At 69.4% G+C, this 17,266-nt stretch carries 12 protein-coding genes and 1 riboswitch; of the genes, 4 read left to right on the top strand and 8 right to left on the bottom strand.

The features are described from left to right. Positions 1–40: 40 nt before the first annotated feature. From cydD to hisC, 4 genes are all read right to left on the bottom strand, one after another. Positions 41–3,547 (bottom strand): thiol reductant ABC exporter subunit CydD, encoded by a 3,507-nt coding sequence (cydD, locus tag ABZT12_RS03110; protein WP_356376293.1) that lies wholly within the window; start codon positions 3,545–3,547, stop codon positions 41–43. Positions 3,548–3,619: 72 nt separating this feature from the next. Further along, on the bottom strand, positions 3,620–4,624 hold the full coding sequence (cydB, locus tag ABZT12_RS03105; RefSeq protein ID WP_356376290.1) for a cytochrome d ubiquinol oxidase subunit II: 1,005 nt from the start codon (positions 4,622–4,624) through the stop codon (positions 3,620–3,622). A gap of 21 nt (positions 4,625–4,645) precedes the next feature. Further along, complete coding sequence (locus ABZT12_RS03100) at positions 4,646–6,154, bottom strand: cytochrome ubiquinol oxidase subunit I (RefSeq protein WP_356376287.1); 1,509 nt, start codon at positions 6,152–6,154, stop codon at positions 4,646–4,648. A gap of 204 nt (positions 6,155–6,358) precedes the next feature. Next, positions 6,359–7,438 carry a histidinol-phosphate transaminase gene (hisC, locus tag ABZT12_RS03095; RefSeq protein WP_356376284.1) on the bottom strand — a complete coding sequence of 360 codons (1,080 nt, stop codon included), beginning with the start codon at positions 7,436–7,438 and terminating at the stop codon, positions 6,359–6,361. Between the two features lie 422 nt (positions 7,439–7,860). On the opposite strand from hisC, the gene ABZT12_RS03090 reads away from it, so the two are divergent. The 3 genes from ABZT12_RS03090 to ABZT12_RS03080 all read left to right on the top strand — a co-directional run bounded on the left by ABZT12_RS03090 (position 7,861) and on the right by ABZT12_RS03080 (position 11,627). After that, entirely contained in the window at positions 7,861–8,973 is a 1,113-nt protein-coding gene (locus ABZT12_RS03090; RefSeq protein WP_356376281.1) for a LacI family DNA-binding transcriptional regulator, read from the top strand. A gap of 513 nt (positions 8,974–9,486) precedes the next feature. After that, positions 9,487–10,578, top strand: coding sequence for a metallophosphoesterase (locus ABZT12_RS03085; RefSeq protein WP_356376706.1), 1,092 nt, complete (start codon positions 9,487–9,489; stop codon positions 10,576–10,578). Between the two features lie 191 nt (positions 10,579–10,769). Beyond that, positions 10,770–11,627, top strand: a complete 858-nt coding sequence (locus ABZT12_RS03080) for a hypothetical protein (protein ID WP_356376278.1) — start codon at positions 10,770–10,772, stop codon at positions 11,625–11,627. Positions 11,628–11,715: 88 nt separating this feature from the next. On the opposite strand, the gene thiC is transcribed toward ABZT12_RS03080, so the two are convergent. Then, entirely contained in the window at positions 11,716–13,542 is a 1,827-nt protein-coding gene (thiC, locus tag ABZT12_RS03075; protein ID WP_356376275.1) for a phosphomethylpyrimidine synthase ThiC, read from the bottom strand. Then, positions 13,535–13,724: riboswitch (TPP riboswitch) on the bottom strand. It overlaps the preceding gene by 8 nt. A 71-nt stretch (positions 13,725–13,795) precedes the next feature. Between thiC and ABZT12_RS03070 the strand changes: the two genes are divergently transcribed. Next, the gene (locus ABZT12_RS03070; RefSeq protein WP_356376272.1) at positions 13,796–15,262 is read left to right on the top strand and encodes a YibE/F family protein; all 1,467 of its coding nucleotides are present in this window, start codon (positions 13,796–13,798) and stop codon (positions 15,260–15,262) included. Between the two features lie 167 nt (positions 15,263–15,429). On the opposite strand, the gene ABZT12_RS03065 is transcribed toward ABZT12_RS03070, so the two are convergent. The 3 genes from ABZT12_RS03065 to ABZT12_RS03055 form a co-directional block, all read right to left on the bottom strand. Continuing rightward, entirely contained in the window at positions 15,430–15,867 is a 438-nt protein-coding gene (locus ABZT12_RS03065) for an SsgA family sporulation/cell division regulator (protein ID WP_356376270.1), read from the bottom strand. A gap of 99 nt (positions 15,868–15,966) precedes the next feature. After that, entirely contained in the window at positions 15,967–16,830 is an 864-nt protein-coding gene (locus ABZT12_RS03060; RefSeq protein ID WP_356376267.1) for a helix-turn-helix domain-containing protein, read from the bottom strand. A gap of 197 nt (positions 16,831–17,027) precedes the next feature. Then, positions 17,028–17,240, bottom strand: coding sequence for a DUF5326 family protein (locus tag ABZT12_RS03055; RefSeq protein WP_356376264.1), 213 nt, complete (start codon positions 17,238–17,240; stop codon positions 17,028–17,030). Positions 17,241–17,266: the final 26 nt, after the last annotated feature.

Below are 17,266 nucleotides of genomic sequence, written 5' to 3'. Positions count from 1 at the left end.
ATTCTCCTTTCCAAGTGACCGCCGAGGGCAGGAGGTGCCGTCAGCCGACCGCGACCAGCAGATCCGCCTCCGCCTCCCGCTGCGCCATCTCCCGCAGCGGCCCCTCCGCCGCCACCAGCCCGGCGTACGGTCCGCGCTGGACGACCCGGCCCTCGTCGAGCACGACGACCTCGTCCACGGCGTCGAGTCCCGCCAGCCGATGCGTGATGAGCAGGGTCGTACGGCCCTCGGTGGCGGCCAGCAGGTCGGCGGTGAGCGCGTCGGCCGTCGCCAGGTCCAGGTGCTCGGCGGGTTCGTCGAGCACGAGCACCGGGAAGTCGGCGAGCAGCGCGCGGGCGAGCGCCAGCCGCTGCCGCTGGCCGCCGGAGAGCCGTGCCCCGTGCTCGCCGACGAGGGTGTCGAGTCCGCCGGGCAGCCCGTCGACCCAGTCGAGCAGCCTGACCCGGCCGAGCGCGTCCCGCAGGTCGTCCTCGGACGCGTCCTTCCTGGCGAGGAGCAGGTTCTCGCGGACGGAACTGTCGAAGAGGTGCGCGTCCTGAGCACACAGCCCGACGAGCCGCCGTACGTCGTCGCCGTCCAGGGCGGAGGCGTCGACCCCGGCGAGCGTGTAGGAGCCCGCGTCCGCGTCGAGGAAGCGCAGCAGCACTTGGGCCAGCGTCGTCTTGCCCGACCCCGATGGCCCGACCACGGCGACCCGTCGGCCCTTCTCCAGGGTCAGGTCGAGACCGGTGAGCGCGTCCCTGTCCTGTCCGCCGTGGCGGGCGGCGAGTGCGCGCACGACGAGCGGGAACGGCGTCGCGGGGGCCTGCCGGGGCCGCGCCGGTTCCCGTACGGGATCTGGGGCGTCAAGCACCTCGTACACACGCTCCGCGCTTCTGCGCACCCGCTGCCGGTACTGCGCGGCGAGCGGCAGTCCGAGCACGGCCTCGAAGGCCGCGAGCGGGGTGAGGACGACGACGGCCATCGTCACGCCGTCGAGCCGTCCGTCGGCGACCGCCTGGGCGCCCGCGAGGGCGGCGGCCGCGACGGTCAGGCCGGAGACGAGCGCGGTGAGTCCGTCGCCGAGCGCCGTGGCGGTGGCGGCCCGCGAAACGATCCGGGTGAGTGCGCCGTCGGCCCGCAGCGTCTCGGCGGTACGGGCGGGCAACGCGCCGGCGACCGTCAACTCGGCCGTCCCGGTGAGCAGTTCGGTCACCTGGGTGGCGAGGGCTCCGCGGGCGGGGGCCAGCCGGCGTTCGGCACGACGGGCCACGGCGCCGGTGACGAGGGGGACACCGACCCCGGCCGCGAGCAGGCCGGCCGCGAGTATGGCCCCGGCTTCGGGCAGCAGCCAGGCCGTGAAGCCGACGGTCGCGGCGGAGACGCCCACCGCGACGCCGGCCGGCAGCAGCCAGCGCAACCAGTAGTCCTGGAGCGCGTCCACGTCGGCGACGAGCCGGGAGAGCAGATCGCCCCGGCGGGTCGCCCGCAGCCCGGCGGGCGCCAACCGCTCCAGCCGCCGGTAGACGGCGACCCGGGTGTCGGCGAGCATCCGCAGCACCGCGTCGTGTGACACGAGCCGCTCGGCGTACCGGAAGACGGCCCGCCCGATGCCGAATGCCCGGGTCGCCGTCACGGCCACCATCAGATACAGCACGGGCGGCTGCTGCGAGGCCCGTGAGATGAGCCACCCCGAGGTGGCCATGAGTCCCACGGCACTTCCGAGGGCGAGGGCGCCGAGCAGCAGCGCCAGGGCCAGCCGCCCGCGCCGCGCACCGGACATGGCGCGCACCCGGGTCAAGATCCTTCCGTCCTGCATCGTGAGGTCGGTCCCGGGCTCACCCCCGACCGGGATGCCGGCCGCGGAGTCTGTCTCGACCGGCCGGTCCCCGGGGGCCCGCGTCCCGGCGTCCGCCTGCTGCGGGGCCGCGCTCTCCGTCACCCGCACCACCCGGTCGGCCACCGCCAGCAGAGCTGGCCGGTGCACCACGAGGAGCACCGTGCGACCCACCGCCAGCCGTCGTACCGCCTCAACGACCTCGGCCTCGGTCGCGCCGTCGAGCGCGGCGGTCGGTTCGTCGAGCAGCAGAACGGGCCGGTCGGCGAGGAACGCCCTGGCCAGCGCGAGCCGCTGGCGCTGGCCGGCGGACAGTCCGGCGCCGTCCTCACCGAGCACGCTCTGGATCCCGTCGGGGAGCGTGTCCACGAACCCCTGCGCCCCGGCATCGGCCAGCGCCCGCCGCACGGCGGTGTCGTCGGCGTCGGGCCGGGCCAGTCGGACGTTGGCGGCGATCGTCCCGGCGTAGAGCTGCGGTCGCTGGGGCACCCAGGCGATGTGTGACCGCCAGTGCTCCAAGTCTGCGTCGGTGAGGTCTACTTCGCCGACGCGCACGCGTCCTCGTGTGGGCTGGACGAAGCCCAACAGGGCGCTCAGCAGCGTCGACTTGCCCGTGCCGCTCGGGCCGACGAGCGCGACGGTCTCCCCGGGCTCGACGGTGAAGGAGACGTCCGACACGGCGTCCGCGGACCGTCCGGGGTAGCGGACCCTCACCCCCTCGAAGGCCAGCGCGCCGGTCGGCACGTCCCGGGCCCCTGCGGGCGGCACCGGTGTCTCCAGTACCGCGAAGATCTCCTCGGCCGCGGCGAGCCCTTCGGCAGCGGCGTGGTACTGCGCCCCCACCTGACGCAACGGCAGATACGCCTCGGGGGCGAGAACGAGCACGACCAGGCCGACGTACAGGTCCATGTCTCCGTGGACGAGCCGCATTCCGATCGTCACCGCGACCAGCGCCACGGAGAGTGTCGCGAGCAGTTCGAGCGCGAAGGAGGAGACGAAGGCGATGCGCAGCGTCCGCATGGTCGCCTGCCGGTACTCACCGGTGATGCGCCGGATCGACTCCGCCTGCGCCTTGGCCCGCCCGAACACCTTCAGGGTCGGCAGCCCCGCGACCACGTCCAGGAAGTGCCCGGAGAGCCGGGACAGCAGACGCCACTGACGGTCCATCCGGGACTGCGTCGCCCAGCCGATCATCACCATGAAGAGCGGAATGAGCGGCAGCGTGCCGACGATGATCGCCGCGGAGACCCAGTCCTCGGTGACGATCCGCGCCAGCACCGCCACTGGCACGACGACCGCCAGCCCCAACTGCGGTAGATAGCGCGAGAAGTAGTCGTCGAGGGCGTCGACCCCTCGGGTGGCGAGGGCGACGAGCGAGCCCGTCCGCTGCCCGCTCAGCCACCCGGGCCCGAGCTCCACGGACCGTTCCACCAACCGGCCGCGCAGTTCCGACTTCACCGCGGCGCTCGCCCGGTGGGCCGCGAGTTCGGTGAGCCAGGCGACCAGCGCACGGCCGACGGCGACGAGAGCCAACAGCAGCAGGGGGGTGCCGAGTTGCCCGACCGGCAGGCGGTGCTGGAAGGCACCCACCACCACCTCGGCGATGAGCATCGCCTGCGCGATGACCAGACACGCACCTACGGCACCCAGCCCAACGACGGCCACCAGGAAGACGCGGGTGGCGCGCGCGTAGTGAAGCAGGCGTGGATCGACTGGTTTCACGTGAAACATGCCCTTTCAGTCCGCGGAGGATGTTTCACGTGAAACATGGGGTCAGCCACGTGAGACGCCCTCCCTCGGGACTCAGTGAATGGACTCGGCGATGTGGTGCGTGCCGATGCGCTTGCGGAACACCCAATAGGTCCAGCTCTGATAGAGCAGGACGAGCGGGGTGGCGATCCCCGCACACCAGGTCATGATCTTCAGGGTGTAAGGACTCGACGAGGCGTTGGTGACCGTGAGGTTCCAGTCCGGGTTGAGCGACGACGGCATGACGTTCGGGAAGAGCGTCAGGAAGAGCATCGCGACGGCCGCCACGATGGTGACCCCGGACAGGGCGAACGACCATCCCTCACGTCCGCCCTTGTTGGCCACCAGCGCCGCGAGAAGCGCGACGACGGCGACGACCAGTGCGACGAGGCTCTTGCCGTCACCGTTGTCGGCCTGTGTCCAGGCCAGGAACGCCAGCGCCAGCACGGCGGTGAGAACGCCGACCCGTGACGCCAGCTTCCGGGCGCGTGCCCGGATGTCGCCGACCGTCTTGAGGGCCGTGAACACCGTGCCGTGGAAGGTGAACAGGGTCAGCGTCACCAGCCCGCCGAGCAGCGCGTACGGGTTGAGCAGATCCCAGAAGCCGCCGACGTACTCGAAGTTCTTGTCGATCTTCACGCCCCGGACGATGTTGGCGAACGCCACGCCCCACAGGAAGGCGGGGAGGAGAGAGGTCCAGAAGATCGCCGTCTCCCAGTTGCGCTGCCAGTTCTCCTCGGGCCGTTTCGCCCGGTACTCGAAGGCGACACCCCGGACGATCAGACAGACCAGAATGATCAGCAGGGGCAGGTAGAAGCCGGAGAAGAGGGTGGCGTACCACTCGGGGAAGGCGGCGAAGGTCGCACCGCCGGCCGTGAGCAGCCAGACCTCGTTGCCGTCCCAGACGGGTCCGATGGTGTTGATCAGCACCCGCTTCTCGGCCCGGTCCCGGGCGAGCAGTTTGGTGAGGATGCCCACCCCGAAGTCGAAGCCCTCGAGGAAGAAGTAGCCGGTCCACAGGACGGCGATGAGGACGAACCAGACGTCGTGCAGTTCCATGACTGTTGCAGCTCCCTCGGCCTAGTAGGAGAAGGCCATCGGCTTGTCGGCGTCCCGGGAGTCGCCGCCGATCTTCGTGGGCGGGTTGAGGTCGGCCTCGGTGAGTTCGGGCGGTCCGGCCTTGACGTACTTCACGAGGAGCCTGACCTCGATGACGGCGAGGACGGCGTAGAGCGCCGTGAAGACGAGCAGCGAGGTGAGGACCTCGCCCTGGGAGACCCCGGGGGAGACCGCCTGCCGGGTCTGGAAGACGCCGTAGACGACCCAGGGCTGGCGGCCCATCTCGGTGAAGATCCATCCCCAGGAGTTGGCGATCAGAGGGAAGCCCAGGGTCCAGATCGCGACGAGCCAGTACAGCCTGGTGATTTTCGGGCCGAGTGCCTTGTTCTTGAAGAGGACCAGGTTCGGTACCTCGTCCTCGCCCACCCGCAGATGCTGGGGGAGCAGGAACTTCTTGCGGGTCAGCCAGAGGCCGGCGGCGCCGATGGCGAAGGACGCCATGCCGAAGCCGATCATCCAGCGGAAGGCCCAGAAGGTGACCGGGATGATGGGCCGGTAGTCACCGGGGCCGTACTTCGCCTGCTCGGCCTTGTTGGTGTCGTTGATGCCGGGCACGTACGAGCTGAAGTCGTCGTCGGCGAGGAAGGACAGTATCCCGGGGACGGACAGCTCGACGCTGTTGTGGCCCTTGCTGACATCGCCGTAGGCGAAGATCGAGAACGGGGCGGAGTCCTGTCCGTCCCAGAGGGCCTCGGCGGCGGCCATCTTCATCGGCTGCTGCTTGAACATGACCTTGCCGAGGGTGTCGCCGCTGATCGCCGTGAGCAGTCCGGCGATGGTGACGGTGACCAGGCCCAGCCGCAGCGAGGTCTTCATCACGGAGATGTGCTTCTTGCGGAACAGGTGGAACGCCGCGATGCCGACCATGAACGCACCGCCGGTCAGGAAGGAGGCGGTGAGCGTGTGGAACGCCTGGGCGATCGCGGTGTTCTGGGTGAGGACCTGCCAGAAGTCGGTGAGTTCGGCCCGGCCCTTCGCCTTGTTGATCCGGTAGCCGACGGGATGCTGCATCCACGAGTTGGCCGCGAGGATGAAGTACGCCGACAGGATCGTGCCGATCGAGACCATCCATATACAGGCCAGATGGATCCGCTTGGGCAGCTTGTCCCAGCCGAAGATCCACAGCCCGATGAAGGTGGACTCGAAGAAGAAGGCGATCAGCGCCTCGAAGGCGAGGGGGGCGCCGAAGATGTCACCGACGAAGCGCGAGTAGGCGGACCAGTTCATGCCGAACTGGAACTCCTGGACGATGCCGGTGACGACGCCCATGGCGATGTTGATCAGGAAGAGCTTGCCCCAGAACTTGGTCGCTCTGAGGTACTTCTCGTTCTCCGTCCGCACCCAGGCGGTCTGCAGCCCGGCGGTGAGGGCCGCGAGCGAGATCGTCAGGGGGACGAACAGGAAGTGGTAGACGGTGGTGATGCCGAACTGCCAGCGCGCCAGGGTCTCCGGCGCCAGAGCCAATTCCACGTCGTCAGTCTCCTTACGTCACCGTGGTCACAGCGGTTGTTGCCCCTTTTGTCAGGGACAACAGCGGAGCAACCGGGACACGCTTGTGAACGCGTTCACATTCACAAGCAAGTATGACGCATGGCCGTTCGAACCCGAACAGGTGGGGCCCCCTACTCGTCAAGGGGCCCCACCCCACCCCACCCCACCCCACCGCACCAGCGGTCAGAGCTCCTTGCGGAACCCTTCCGTCACCTTCAGGAAGATGTCGTTCGCCTCGGTCTCGCCGACCGTGACCCGCACGCCCTCGCCCGCGAACGGCCGCACCACCACACCCGCCTGCTCGCACACCGCCGCGAAGGCGGACGTGCGCTCCCCCAGCCGCAGCCACACGAAGTTGGCCTGCGTCTCCGGGACCGTCCAGCCCTGGGCGCGCAGCCCGTCGACCACCCGGGCACGCTCGCCGACCAGCGAGCCGACCCGGCCCAGCAGCGCGTCCTCCGCCCGCAGCGAGGCGATCGCCGCCTCCTGCGCCAGCTGACTCACCCCGAAGGGCACCGCCGTCTTGCGCAGCGCCGCCGCCACCGGCTCGTGTGCGATCGCGAATCCGATCCGCAGTCCCGCGAGGCCGTACGCCTTGGAGAAGGTGCGCAGCACACAGACGTTCGGCCGGTCACGGTAGAGCTGGACGCCGTCCGGCACCTCCATGTCCCGGATGAACTCCCGGTACGCCTCGTCCAGCACCACCAGCACATCCCCGGGCACCCGGTCGAGGAAGCGCTCCAGCTCGGCCCGGCGCACGACCGTGCCCGTGGGGTTGTTGGGGTTGCAGACGAAGATCAGCCGGGTCCGGTCGGTCACCGCGTCCGCCATGGCGTCCAGATCGTGCACGTCACCGGCCGTCAGCGGCACCTGCACCGGCGTGGCGCCGCTGATCCGCGTGATGATCGGGTACGCCTCGAACGAGCGCCAGGCGTACATCACCTCGTCGCCGGGGCCGCTGGTGGCCTGGATCAGCTGCTGCGCGACACCGACCGAGCCGGTGCCGGTGGCCAGATGGGACACCGGCACGGCGAAGCGCTCCGCGAGCTCGTTCATCAGCCCGGTGCACGCCATGTCGGGGTACCGGTTGAAGGAGGCCGCCGCGGCGGTCACGCTCTCCATGACTCCGGGCAGCGGCGGATACGGGTTCTCGTTGGAGGACAGCTTGTACGCCACCGGACCGTCCGCCGCGGCCGGCCGGCCCGGCTTGTAGGAGGGGATGCCCTCCAACTCGGCACGCAGCCTCGGGCTCGTCTCGCTCACCGCAGTCCTCCTCAGGGCGCATCAACGGCTTCCAATACTTCTCACCATATGAGGATTCAGCTCCGTCGAGTACCGGTCCGGAGCCCCGGGACGTCCCCCAGCGGCGACCGCGTGCGACGCCCGCGCATCAGCCACATCAGCGGATGAAGGTGTACGAACCGGGGGCGCGTCGTACATATATCTACGCGCGGGTAGCTCACGCCGTGGCGCGCATCACTCATACAGGTGAGTTGAGACCTCTTCGAGACATCGGGGCCTTGGCAGGCCCATGCGCGCCGACGCGTCACGTAATGCCATTGGATCGTTTAACTGACTACTTTTCCAAGGCAGTTGGCCATGGATGACCATGCAGAAACGTGCCTGTCAACGCGTGCATATGCGTCCGCACTACCCCACCGCATGAGCCCTACTATCGGCTCGCCATGACAGCAGCAGGGAAGCACCAGGTGAGCCGCGCGGAAACCTCACGTCGGGGAAGTCGGCCGGGCCGGGCGGGAATCAGAGATGTCGCCGCCGCAGCCGGCGTCTCCATCACGACCGTCTCCGACGCCCTCAACGGCAAGGGCCGGCTCCCGGACGCCACCCGGCGCCACGTCCGCGAGGTGGCCGACAGACTGGGTTATCGCCCCTCGGCGGCGGCCCGAACCCTCCGTACCGGCAAGTCGGGTCTGATCGGCCTGACCGTGACGACGTACGGGGATGAACCTTTCACCTTCACCGAGTTCGCGTACTTCGCCGAGATGGCCAGAGCCGCCACCTCGGCCGCGCTCGCCCGCGGCTACGCCCTCGTCATCCTGCCCGCGACCTCGCGGCACGACGTGTGGTCCAACGTCGCCCTGGACGGCACCGTGGTCATCGACCCGTCCGACCAGGACCCGGTGGTCAGCGAGCTCGTCCGGCAGGGTTTACCGGTCGTCTCCGACGGCCGCCCGGCCGGCACCCTCCCGGTGACCGCCTGGGTCGACAACGACCACGAGGCCGCCGTCCTGGGCATCCTCGACCACCTGGCCGACGCCGGCGCCCGCCGGATCGGCCTGCTCACCGGTACCAGCACGGACACGTACACCCATCTCTCGACCACCGCATACCTGCACTGGTGCGAGCGCGTGGGCCAGGATCCGGTGTACGAGTCCTATCCGGCGCACGATCCGTGCGCGGGTGCCGTCGCCGCCGACCGGCTGCTCGCCCGCCCGGACCGCCCCGACGCCGTCTACGGCCTCTTCGACCCGAACGGCACCGATCTGCTGGCGGCCGCCCGGCGTTACGGACTGCGCGTCCCCGACGACCTGTTGCTCGTGTGCTGTAGCGAATCCATGGTGTACGCCAACACCGAGCCGCCGATCACCACGCTCTCCCTGAAGCCCCGCCGGATCGGTACGGCGGTGGTACAGCTCCTCATCGACGCCATCGAGGGACTCGATGCGGATCTGCCCGTCGAGCAGGTGATACCGACGGAGCTGATCGTGCGCACGTCGTCGCAGCGCCGTCCGCCGCGCACCACGGTCAGCCCCCCGCGCTCCCCGGAGCAGGGTTAGCGCTGTGACCGGCGGCTCCGTGGTCGGCCGACCGGTGATCCGTGGTCGGCCGACCGGTGATCCGTGGTCGGCCGATCGGTCGGTGCGACGCCGGCCACTTGAGAGGGGCGATCGCCCCGAGGCGCACTCGATCGGCCCGTGAAAAGGCCTCAACTGCCGTGCTGATCAACCCTGAAGACTTTGTGAGCGTCCTGCTCTGCCCGCGCCCGGGCGCGGGCGGCGCGCAACGGGCGGAGACGGTGCCGAGTCTCACACCGGGGCACGGCGACGGGGGCGGAAAGGGGCGGCACCGGCGGAAACAAGCCGCGTGCGAGGTGGGAACCGACCGGCGTCAAGTCGCCGCCGCAGGGACGAAGCTGGTCCCAATCGGGGCGAAAGCCGCGGTGAGCTGGAGTCCTGCGCCGATTCACCACCCCTGGGTCATCACATGGCGCGATCCGCATTCCTATGATGGGCGCACGACACCGCGGGCCGCTGCGACCAGGCAGTCCGATGCGGTGCAGACGCGGCGGGATGGTGGAGGGGTCGATGACTCAGGGGGCCGGTCAGGGACCCACGGTGGAGCGGACGGCGACGTTGCGCGACTTCCGGGTGCCCGCGTACGTCCACGAGACCGGTCCGTACGACCAGAGCACGCACCCGGGTAACGCCGTCGTGCCCGGCGAGGAGGCGTACCCGGAGGGGTACACGCCCACCCAGCGCGACCTGCCGGTCATTCACCGCGGCGACACGCTCCAGATGCCCGTCGAACCTGCTCCCCAGGCCGCCCCGCACCAGTCGGAGGGCGTGGGTCCGCTTTTCGTCGTCGGAGACGTGCACGGCTATATCGACGAACTCGTCGCGGCCCTTCAGGAGAAGGAGCTGATCGACTCCGACGGACAGTGGTGCGCCGGCACCGCCCGGCTCTGGTTTCTCGGCGACTTCACCGACCGCGGTCCTGACGGCATCGGCGTCATCGATCTCGTGATGCGGCTCTCCGCGGAGGCCGCGGCCGCGGGCGGCTACTGCAAGGCCCTGATGGGCAATCACGAGCTGCTGCTCCTCGGTGCCAAGCGGTTCGGCGACACCCCCGTCGTCTCCGGCGCCGGCACCGCCACCTTCCAGGCGGCCTGGCTGCTCAACGGCGGCCAGAAGACCGACATGGATCGCCTCCAGGACCACCACCTGCAGTGGATGGCCCGCCTCGACGCCATCGAGGAGGTCGACGGTCATCTGCTCGTCCACTCCGACACCACCGCCTACCTCGACTACGGCGACTCGATCGAGGCGGTCAACGACACCGTCCGCGAGACCATCACCCGCAACGACGCGGACGAGGTCTGGGATCTCTTCCGCAAGTTCACCAAGCGTTTCTCCTTCCGCGACGAGGGCGGCGCGGACCATGTCCGGTCCCTGCTCGATACGTACGGCGGCGCTCGTATCGTTCACGGCCACAGCCCGATTCCCTACCTGCTGGGCGAAGTCGGCTCCGAGGACGGCGAGGACACCGCGGATCCCGTGGTCGAGGGGCCGCACGTCTACGCCGACGGACTCGCCATCGCGATGGACGGCGGAGTGACCATGGCCGGAAAGCTGCTGGTCCAGCAACTTCCCCTGGATAACTGACCGTTTGACGGGCACGCGTCCCCTTCGGAGGACCGATGGCCTCCAGCGCCGGCCAGGGCCAATTTCTGGAAACCCCCTGTCAACGTGTGCCGTCGTCGCTCTACCATCGGCTTATCCGTAGCAGGCTCCCCTCCGTTTCTGCCCGACGGCTCGTTGGCATGCGAGCCCCAAGCCCTACGGAGCATCGGGGGATGCACATGAACAGCGTTCCGCAGCACCTGCACAGCGAGGACCGCCAGGAGTACGAGCGGATCCTCGACGAGGCGCTGCGCTCCGCCCCACACCGCCCTGAACTGGCCGCCGACGGACAGCGGCTCAACCCCGAACAGCTGCGCACCATGGCGCTGAACGCCACCGAACTCATCACGGCGGCGGCAGCGACCGAGTACCAGCACTACGTGAAGGTCCGCGAGGAACTGCGCCGACCGGCGCCGTCCGCCCCTTCCTCCGTCGACGAGACCGGCTCCGGGGAACCGGTCATCGGCGCGATGGGGCTCGCCACCACCCTGGGGGAGGCGGGCGAGGGTGCGGGCGCCGTCGCGGTCGCCGCCGTCCTCACCCCCGTCCTCGCCGGTACGGCCGCGGCGATCTTCCTCCTCGTCGGCTACACCCTCAAGATGCTCGACCCCGAGCCGGCGTTCGCCAAGACCATGCTCACCGCCGGCTGGGTGTTCGGCGCGATGGCCGCCGCCGCGATCCTCGTCGCCGCCGTCGGACTCCTCCTCACCGCCCTGCGCAACAGGCCCTCGCTGGAGAGCGGGCCCTACGGCGAGCCGGACGGTGAGGTGGCACTGGCCAGGGATGCCTGGCACGAAGCCCTGTTGGAGCGCGGGATGCTGCCGTTTCTACAGGAGGCGCTCTCCGCCCCGGGTACGGCGGCGCTGCGCCGCACACCTTCGCCGGCCCCCAGCCGTATCCCGCACCTGGGTTACGGCCGCCCCGGCTTCAGCAGCCCCGACGAGGGCTCCGCCCCGGGCCATCGCCCGAGTTTCTCCAGCCCGGACTTCTCCAGCCCGGACTTCGGGGGGCCGGAACACCAGCCGGAGTAACCCCTCGGCTTGCGCCCCCGCCTTCGGGGAGCGCAAGCCGAAGACCCGGCCTCCGTACCGGCTCGCTGAGCGGCGCTAGGCCCGACGGTCAGTCGACCACCGGCAGATACACCTTGCTCCCGCCGGCCGCGAACTCCTTCGACTTCTGGAGCATGCCCGCGGCGATCTCCTCGGGTGACGCCCCCGCCTCCGCCGTGCCGCCGAACTGCTCCGTGATGCTCTGGCTGATCCTCATGGAGCAGAACTTCGGCCCGCACATCGAGCAGAAGTGGGCCGTCTTGGCGGGCTCGGCCGGCAGCGTCTCGTCGTGGAACGCCCGTGCCGTGTCCGGATCGAGGGCCAGGTTGAACTGGTCCTCCCAGCGGAACTCGAAGCGGGCGTCGGACAGCGCGTCGTCCCAGTCCTGCGCACCGGGATGCCCTTTGGCGAGGTCGGCCGCATGGGCGGCGATCTTGTAGGTGATGACGCCGGTCTTGACGTCGTCGCGATCAGGCAGGCCCAGGTGCTCCTTGGGCGTCACATAGCAGAGCATGGCCGTGCCCCACCAGGCGATCATGGCGGCACCTATGCCGGAGGTGATGTGGTCGTACGCCGGCGCAACGTCCGTGGTCAGCGGGCCGAGCGTATAGAACGGAGCTTCATCACAGATCTCCTGCTGGAGGTCGATGTTCTCCTTGATCTTGTGCATCGGGACGTGGCCCGGGCCCTCGATCATGGTCTGTACGTTGAAACGCTTCGCGACCGTGTTGAGTTCCCCGAGCGTCCTCAACTCCGCGAACTGGGCAGCGTCGTTGGCGTCCGCGATCGAGCCGGGCCGCAGACCGTCGCCGAGCGAGTACGTGACGTCGTAGGCGGCGAGGATCTCGCAGAGTTCCTCGAAGTTCTCGTAGAGGAACGACTCCTTGTGGTGGGCCAGGCACCAGGCCGCCATGATCGATCCGCCCCGCGAGACGATGCCCGTCTTGCGGTTCGCCGTCAGCGGCACGTACGGCAGCCGCACGCCCGCGTGGACGGTCATGTAGTCGACGCCCTGTTCGGCCTGCTCGACGACCGTGTCCTTGTAGATCTCCCAGGTCAGTTCCTCGGCCCTGCCGTCGACCTTTTCCAGGGCCTGGTAGAGCGGCACCGTGCCGATGGGGACGGGGGAGTTGCGCAGCACCCACTCGCGGGTGGTGTGGATGTTGCGGCCCGTAGACAGGTCCATGACCGTGTCGGCGCCCCAGCGGGTGGCCCACGTCATCTTCTCCACCTCCTCCTCGATGGATGAAGTGACCGCCGAATTGCCGATGTTGGCGTTGACCTTCACCAGGAACCGCTTGCCGATGATCATCGGCTCGCTCTCCGGATGGTTCACGTTGGCCGGCAGCACCGCCCGTCCGGCCGCGATCTCCGCCCGGACCACCTTGGCCGGAACGTTCTCCCGTAGGGCCACGAAGTCCATCTCGGCCGTGATCTCGCCCCGCCGTGCGTAGGCGAGTTGGGTGACCGCCGTCCCGTCACGACCCCGGCGCGGCTGCCTCGGCCGTCCGGGGAACACCGCGTCGAGGTTGCGCAGACCGCCGCGTGGCGAGGTGTGCTTGATGCCGTCGTCCTCGGGCCGGACCGGCCGTCCCGCGTACTCCTCGGTGTCGCCGCGAGCGATGATCCAGTTCTCCCGCAGCGGTACCAGCCCTCGGCGGACGTCGGTGTCGACGAGCGGATCGGTGTACGGGCCGGAGGTGTCGTACAGCGTGACGGATTTCCCGTTGGTGAGATGGACCTGACGGACCGGCACCCGCAGATCGGGGCGCGCACCCCCGAGGTACGCCTTGTGCCAGCCGATGGGCCTCCCGGCCTCCCTGGCAGACGAGCCGGTCGGCGAGCCGTCCGTCGCGTGCTGCGTGACGGCAGGCGTGCGTGCGTCCTTGTGGGTCATGAGACCTACTCCCTACGCCGGCATTACCCGGTAACAGGTTCAGCGGTCGACGCAGCGATTTCGGTCCGCCGGTGTTTCCTGTGAAACATCACTCGATACAGCTGACGTTTCACGTGAAACATCGCAGACACGGAGGTCAGCGCCCTCTCAGCCCGGTGCTCCGAGCTCCCGCGTGTGCAAAGGTGGCTCCACGCTAGCGTCATGTGTGGCGCGGTGAACAGTGCGCCTCCGCCGTTCTTGCGATGATCGGGCGGTGACCGCGACCCAGCAGCCCCCGTACCCGTCACCCGGGCCACCTCATGCACACGGCGCCGGAGAGGGCGAAGGCCATGGACAGGCTGAGCATCGCGAAGCCGTCGCCGGAGGTGGGCACGACTCGGGCGGCAGACGCGGTTCCGGGAGCGGTGGCGGTCACGGCCATTCCCACAGTCATGGGCCGGCCGCTCCCGTCTCGCGCCAACTGCGCAAGGTCATCGCCGCGATCCTGATCCCCTTCGCCGCGGCGGTCGTCGTCGGGCTTGTAGTGCTGTGGCCGGGCGGTGCCCCGCCGCACCAGCGCACCGGGGTCGGCTTCGACCGACAGACGCACCAGGCGACGGTCAGCAAGGTCGTGAGGGTGAGCTGCAAGTCGGTGAACGCGTCGGGGAGTTCGTCGACCGACGACTCCTCCACCGCCGACGGTTCGTCGGGCGAGGAGGGGGGCGGCACCTGCAAGAAGGCGACCGTCCGGGTGGACACCGGCAAGGACAAGGGCCGTACGTTCACGGAGATCGTGCAGCCGGACCAGTCACGGCAGTTGCACCAGGGCGAAAAGGTCGTGGTCGCCTATGAGCCCACCGCGCCCAAAAACCTGCAGTACTCGGTCAGTGATGTGAACCGTCAGTTCCCGATGGCGCTGCTCGCCGGGATCTTCGCGCTGGCCGTCGTGGTGGTGGGCCGACTGCGGGGCGTCATGGCGCTGGTCGCGCTGGCCGTCAGCTTCATGGTGCTGACGTTCTTCATCCTGCCCGCGATCCTGCACGGCTCGAATCCGCTGATCGTGGCGGTGGTGGGCGCGAGCGCGATCATGCTCATCGCCCTCTACATGTGTCACGGCCTGTCGGCCCGTACGTCGGTGGCGGTGCTCGGCACACTCATGTCGCTGATCCTGATCGGCGTTCTGGGCTCGCTGTTCATCGGCTGGGCGGCACTCACGGGCAACACGGACGACAACACCGGCCTGATCCATGGCCTCTATCCGTCGATCGACATGAGTGGTCTGCTGCTCGCCGGCGTCATCATCGGTTCGCTCGGTGTGCTGGACGACGTGACGGTGACGCAGACGTCGGCGGTCTGGGAACTGCACGACGCCAATCCGTCGATGGGCTGGCGCGGGCTGTACCGGGCGGGCATCCGGATCGGCCGCGACCACATCGCCTCCGTCGTCAACACGCTCGTCCTCGCGTACGCGGGCGCGGCGCTGCCGTTGCTGCTGCTGTTCTCCATCGCGCAGAGCAGCGTGGGGACGGTCGCCAACAGCGAACTGGTCGCCGAGGAGGTCGTACGCACGCTGGTGGGGTCGATCGGTCTGGTCGCGTCGGTACCGGTCACCACACTGTTGGCCGCCCTGGTCGTCTCGGCGGACCGGCCGGCCCCGGGGACGGCCCCGGCAGCGGTGGCGGGATCGGGCGCGGCACCGGCACCGGCACGCGGCGGGAAGGGCCGGCGCCGCAAGCACTGATGGCCGTGGGCGACGTAGCGACGCGAGGGGCGGGGTGGCGGGTGGCGGTGTGTGCCCCCGTCTCCGTGGCGGCACCACATGTCGGGCTGACGGCCGGTGTGGCTCGCGGCCTCGGGTGAGCAGAAGCGATACACCAGCGCGGCGTGGTGTGGTGCGCGATAACGGCTTCAGCCCGCGCTCTGCTCCTCCGCCAGGATGCGGTAGAGGACCTCGTCGAGGTGGGTGTCGTAGTCGTCCAGCGCCGCCTCCTGGCCCAGCGGCACCAGCTTGTCGGTGCGGTCCAGAAAGGCCACCAGGGGGGCCGCGCCGGAGCGGAACACCGCCTGGTCGCCGCCGACCTGAAGCCGGATCAGCACCTCGCCCAGCGTCTCGGCATCGACGGGTGCGATACGCACGTCGCCCTCTCCGCACGCCCGGCCCACTCCGTCGATCAACAACTCGCGTCCGAAGGTCCAGGTCACCGGCGCGTCCCCGGGCAGATGGAAGGTCAGCCGTACTGCGTAGGGATCGCGCGTCTCGTAGCCCAGTTCCACCGGGATACGGAAGGAGAGCTCCTCGGACACGAGGAAGCTCATCATGACCTCAGCCTGCACGGACTCACGCATCGCCCATCCCGTCATGTGCCGTCGACCGGCCCGGAAGGAGTCCCCGCAGCCTGGTGAAATATTGCGGAACGTAGGCTACAGATTACAAGGAGTGAGTTTTCAGATACTGATCGAAATCGCGAGTGACCCCAGCAGCCTGCCGGCCTCGCTCTGCAACTTCGCTGCCGCCGTGGGGAGTTGGTCGGCGTGATGTGCGGGCAGCGAGATGGCGAACGTGGCGGCCGTGGTACCGACGGTGATCGGAATCGCGGCGCAGACCGCTCCCAACGCGTATTCCTGACGCTCCGTCACCGGCTCCATCCGTCGCATCCGGTCGAAGCGCCGCAACAGGGAGTGGCCGTCGCGCACGGTGTACGGGGTGAGGGAGCGCACGGGGTACCGGTCCAGATGGTCGCGCCGGCCCTCCTCGTCCAGCTGGGCCAGCAGACACTGCCCGATCGCGTGCGCGTGCGCCGTCTCGTGGAAGTCGGCCCACTCCTCGACCGCCGGATTGGCGGAGGTGTCGGAGACGTGCATGACCTCGATCTCCCCGTCGCGGTACATCGCGTAGTACACGGGGACGCCGATCGCGTCGCGCCAGCGCGCGAGGGTGTCGGCGAGGGTGCTGCGACGTTTCTGCTGGGCTCCGCTGCTGCTCAGCCGGTCGGCGGCCTCCCCGAGGAAGAACAGCCCTCTGTCGCGGCGCAGATAGCCCTCGTGGACGAGGGTGCGCAGCAGGTGGTAGGCGGTGGGGAGGGCGAGGCCGGTCTCCCGGGCCAGTTGTTTGGCCGGTGCGCCGTGTTCGTGCTCGGCGACCGTTTCCAGCAGGCGCATCGCCCGGCGTACGGAGCCGATGAGGGTCGCGGACTGCTGTTCGGGGGGTCTTGCCGAGCGCTGCTGGGGCGGGGTTGTCGCGGAGCGCGGCCGTCCCGGTGCGGTGGGGGGTGTGTGCGGTACCGCGGGTGCGGTGTCAGCGGTGGCCAAGGGTCACTTCCGGAGCGCGAAGGGGGCATCCCGTGCGGGGAACACGGGGGTGAGGGTGCGCCGCCCGCGGGGGTCGTCCCCGCGTCGCGTTCCGGACTGTAACCGCCCGCCACCGCCCGCAGAGCGCTGTCCGGAAAACTTCCCCCACCCGAGGGAACCGGTGACGTCCGTCTCAGGTCACCGGTTGCCCGTGGCACTCACCAGTCGCTGCGCGACGAGGAGCTCGACGTGAACTTCCGCACGATATAGACCAGTCCGCCGACCAGCGCCACGAAGATCAGCGCCTTGAAGAGCAGTCCGATGACGAATCCCACGACGGTGGCTATCAGGCCACCGAACACGAACAGAGCGATGACCGGTACCGCGACCCACTTCACCCACCACGGCAGTCCCGCGAAGATGCCTCGCATAGCCCTCGTCCTTACCTTTCCGCCCG

This window comes from Streptomyces sp. NPDC005423 (assembly GCF_040606415.1).
Classification (GTDB): domain Bacteria; phylum Actinomycetota; class Actinomycetes; order Streptomycetales; family Streptomycetaceae; genus Streptomyces.
This window is presented reverse-complemented; position numbering and strand designations above follow the sequence as displayed.

Coding starts and splice junctions, on each gene's coding strand:
- ABZT12_RS03080 (WP_356376278.1), top strand. CDS start 10,770: ATGCACATGAACAGCGTTCCGCAGCACCTGCACAGCGAGGACCGCCAG.
- ABZT12_RS03055 (WP_356376264.1), bottom strand. CDS start 17,240: ATGCGAGGCATCTTCGCGGGACTGCCGTGGTGGGTGAAGTGGGTCGCG.
- thiC (WP_356376275.1), bottom strand. CDS start 13,542: ATGACCCACAAGGACGCACGCACGCCTGCCGTCACGCAGCACGCGACG.
- cydB (WP_356376290.1), bottom strand. CDS start 4,624: ATGGAACTGCACGACGTCTGGTTCGTCCTCATCGCCGTCCTGTGGACC.
- ABZT12_RS03085 (WP_356376706.1), top strand. CDS start 9,487: ATGGTGGAGGGGTCGATGACTCAGGGGGCCGGTCAGGGACCCACGGTG.
- ABZT12_RS03065 (WP_356376270.1), bottom strand. CDS start 15,867: ATGCGTGAGTCCGTGCAGGCTGAGGTCATGATGAGCTTCCTCGTGTCC.
- cydD (WP_356376293.1), bottom strand. CDS start 3,547: ATGTTTCACGTGAAACCAGTCGATCCACGCCTGCTTCACTACGCGCGC.
- ABZT12_RS03090 (WP_356376281.1), top strand. CDS start 7,861: ATGACAGCAGCAGGGAAGCACCAGGTGAGCCGCGCGGAAACCTCACGT.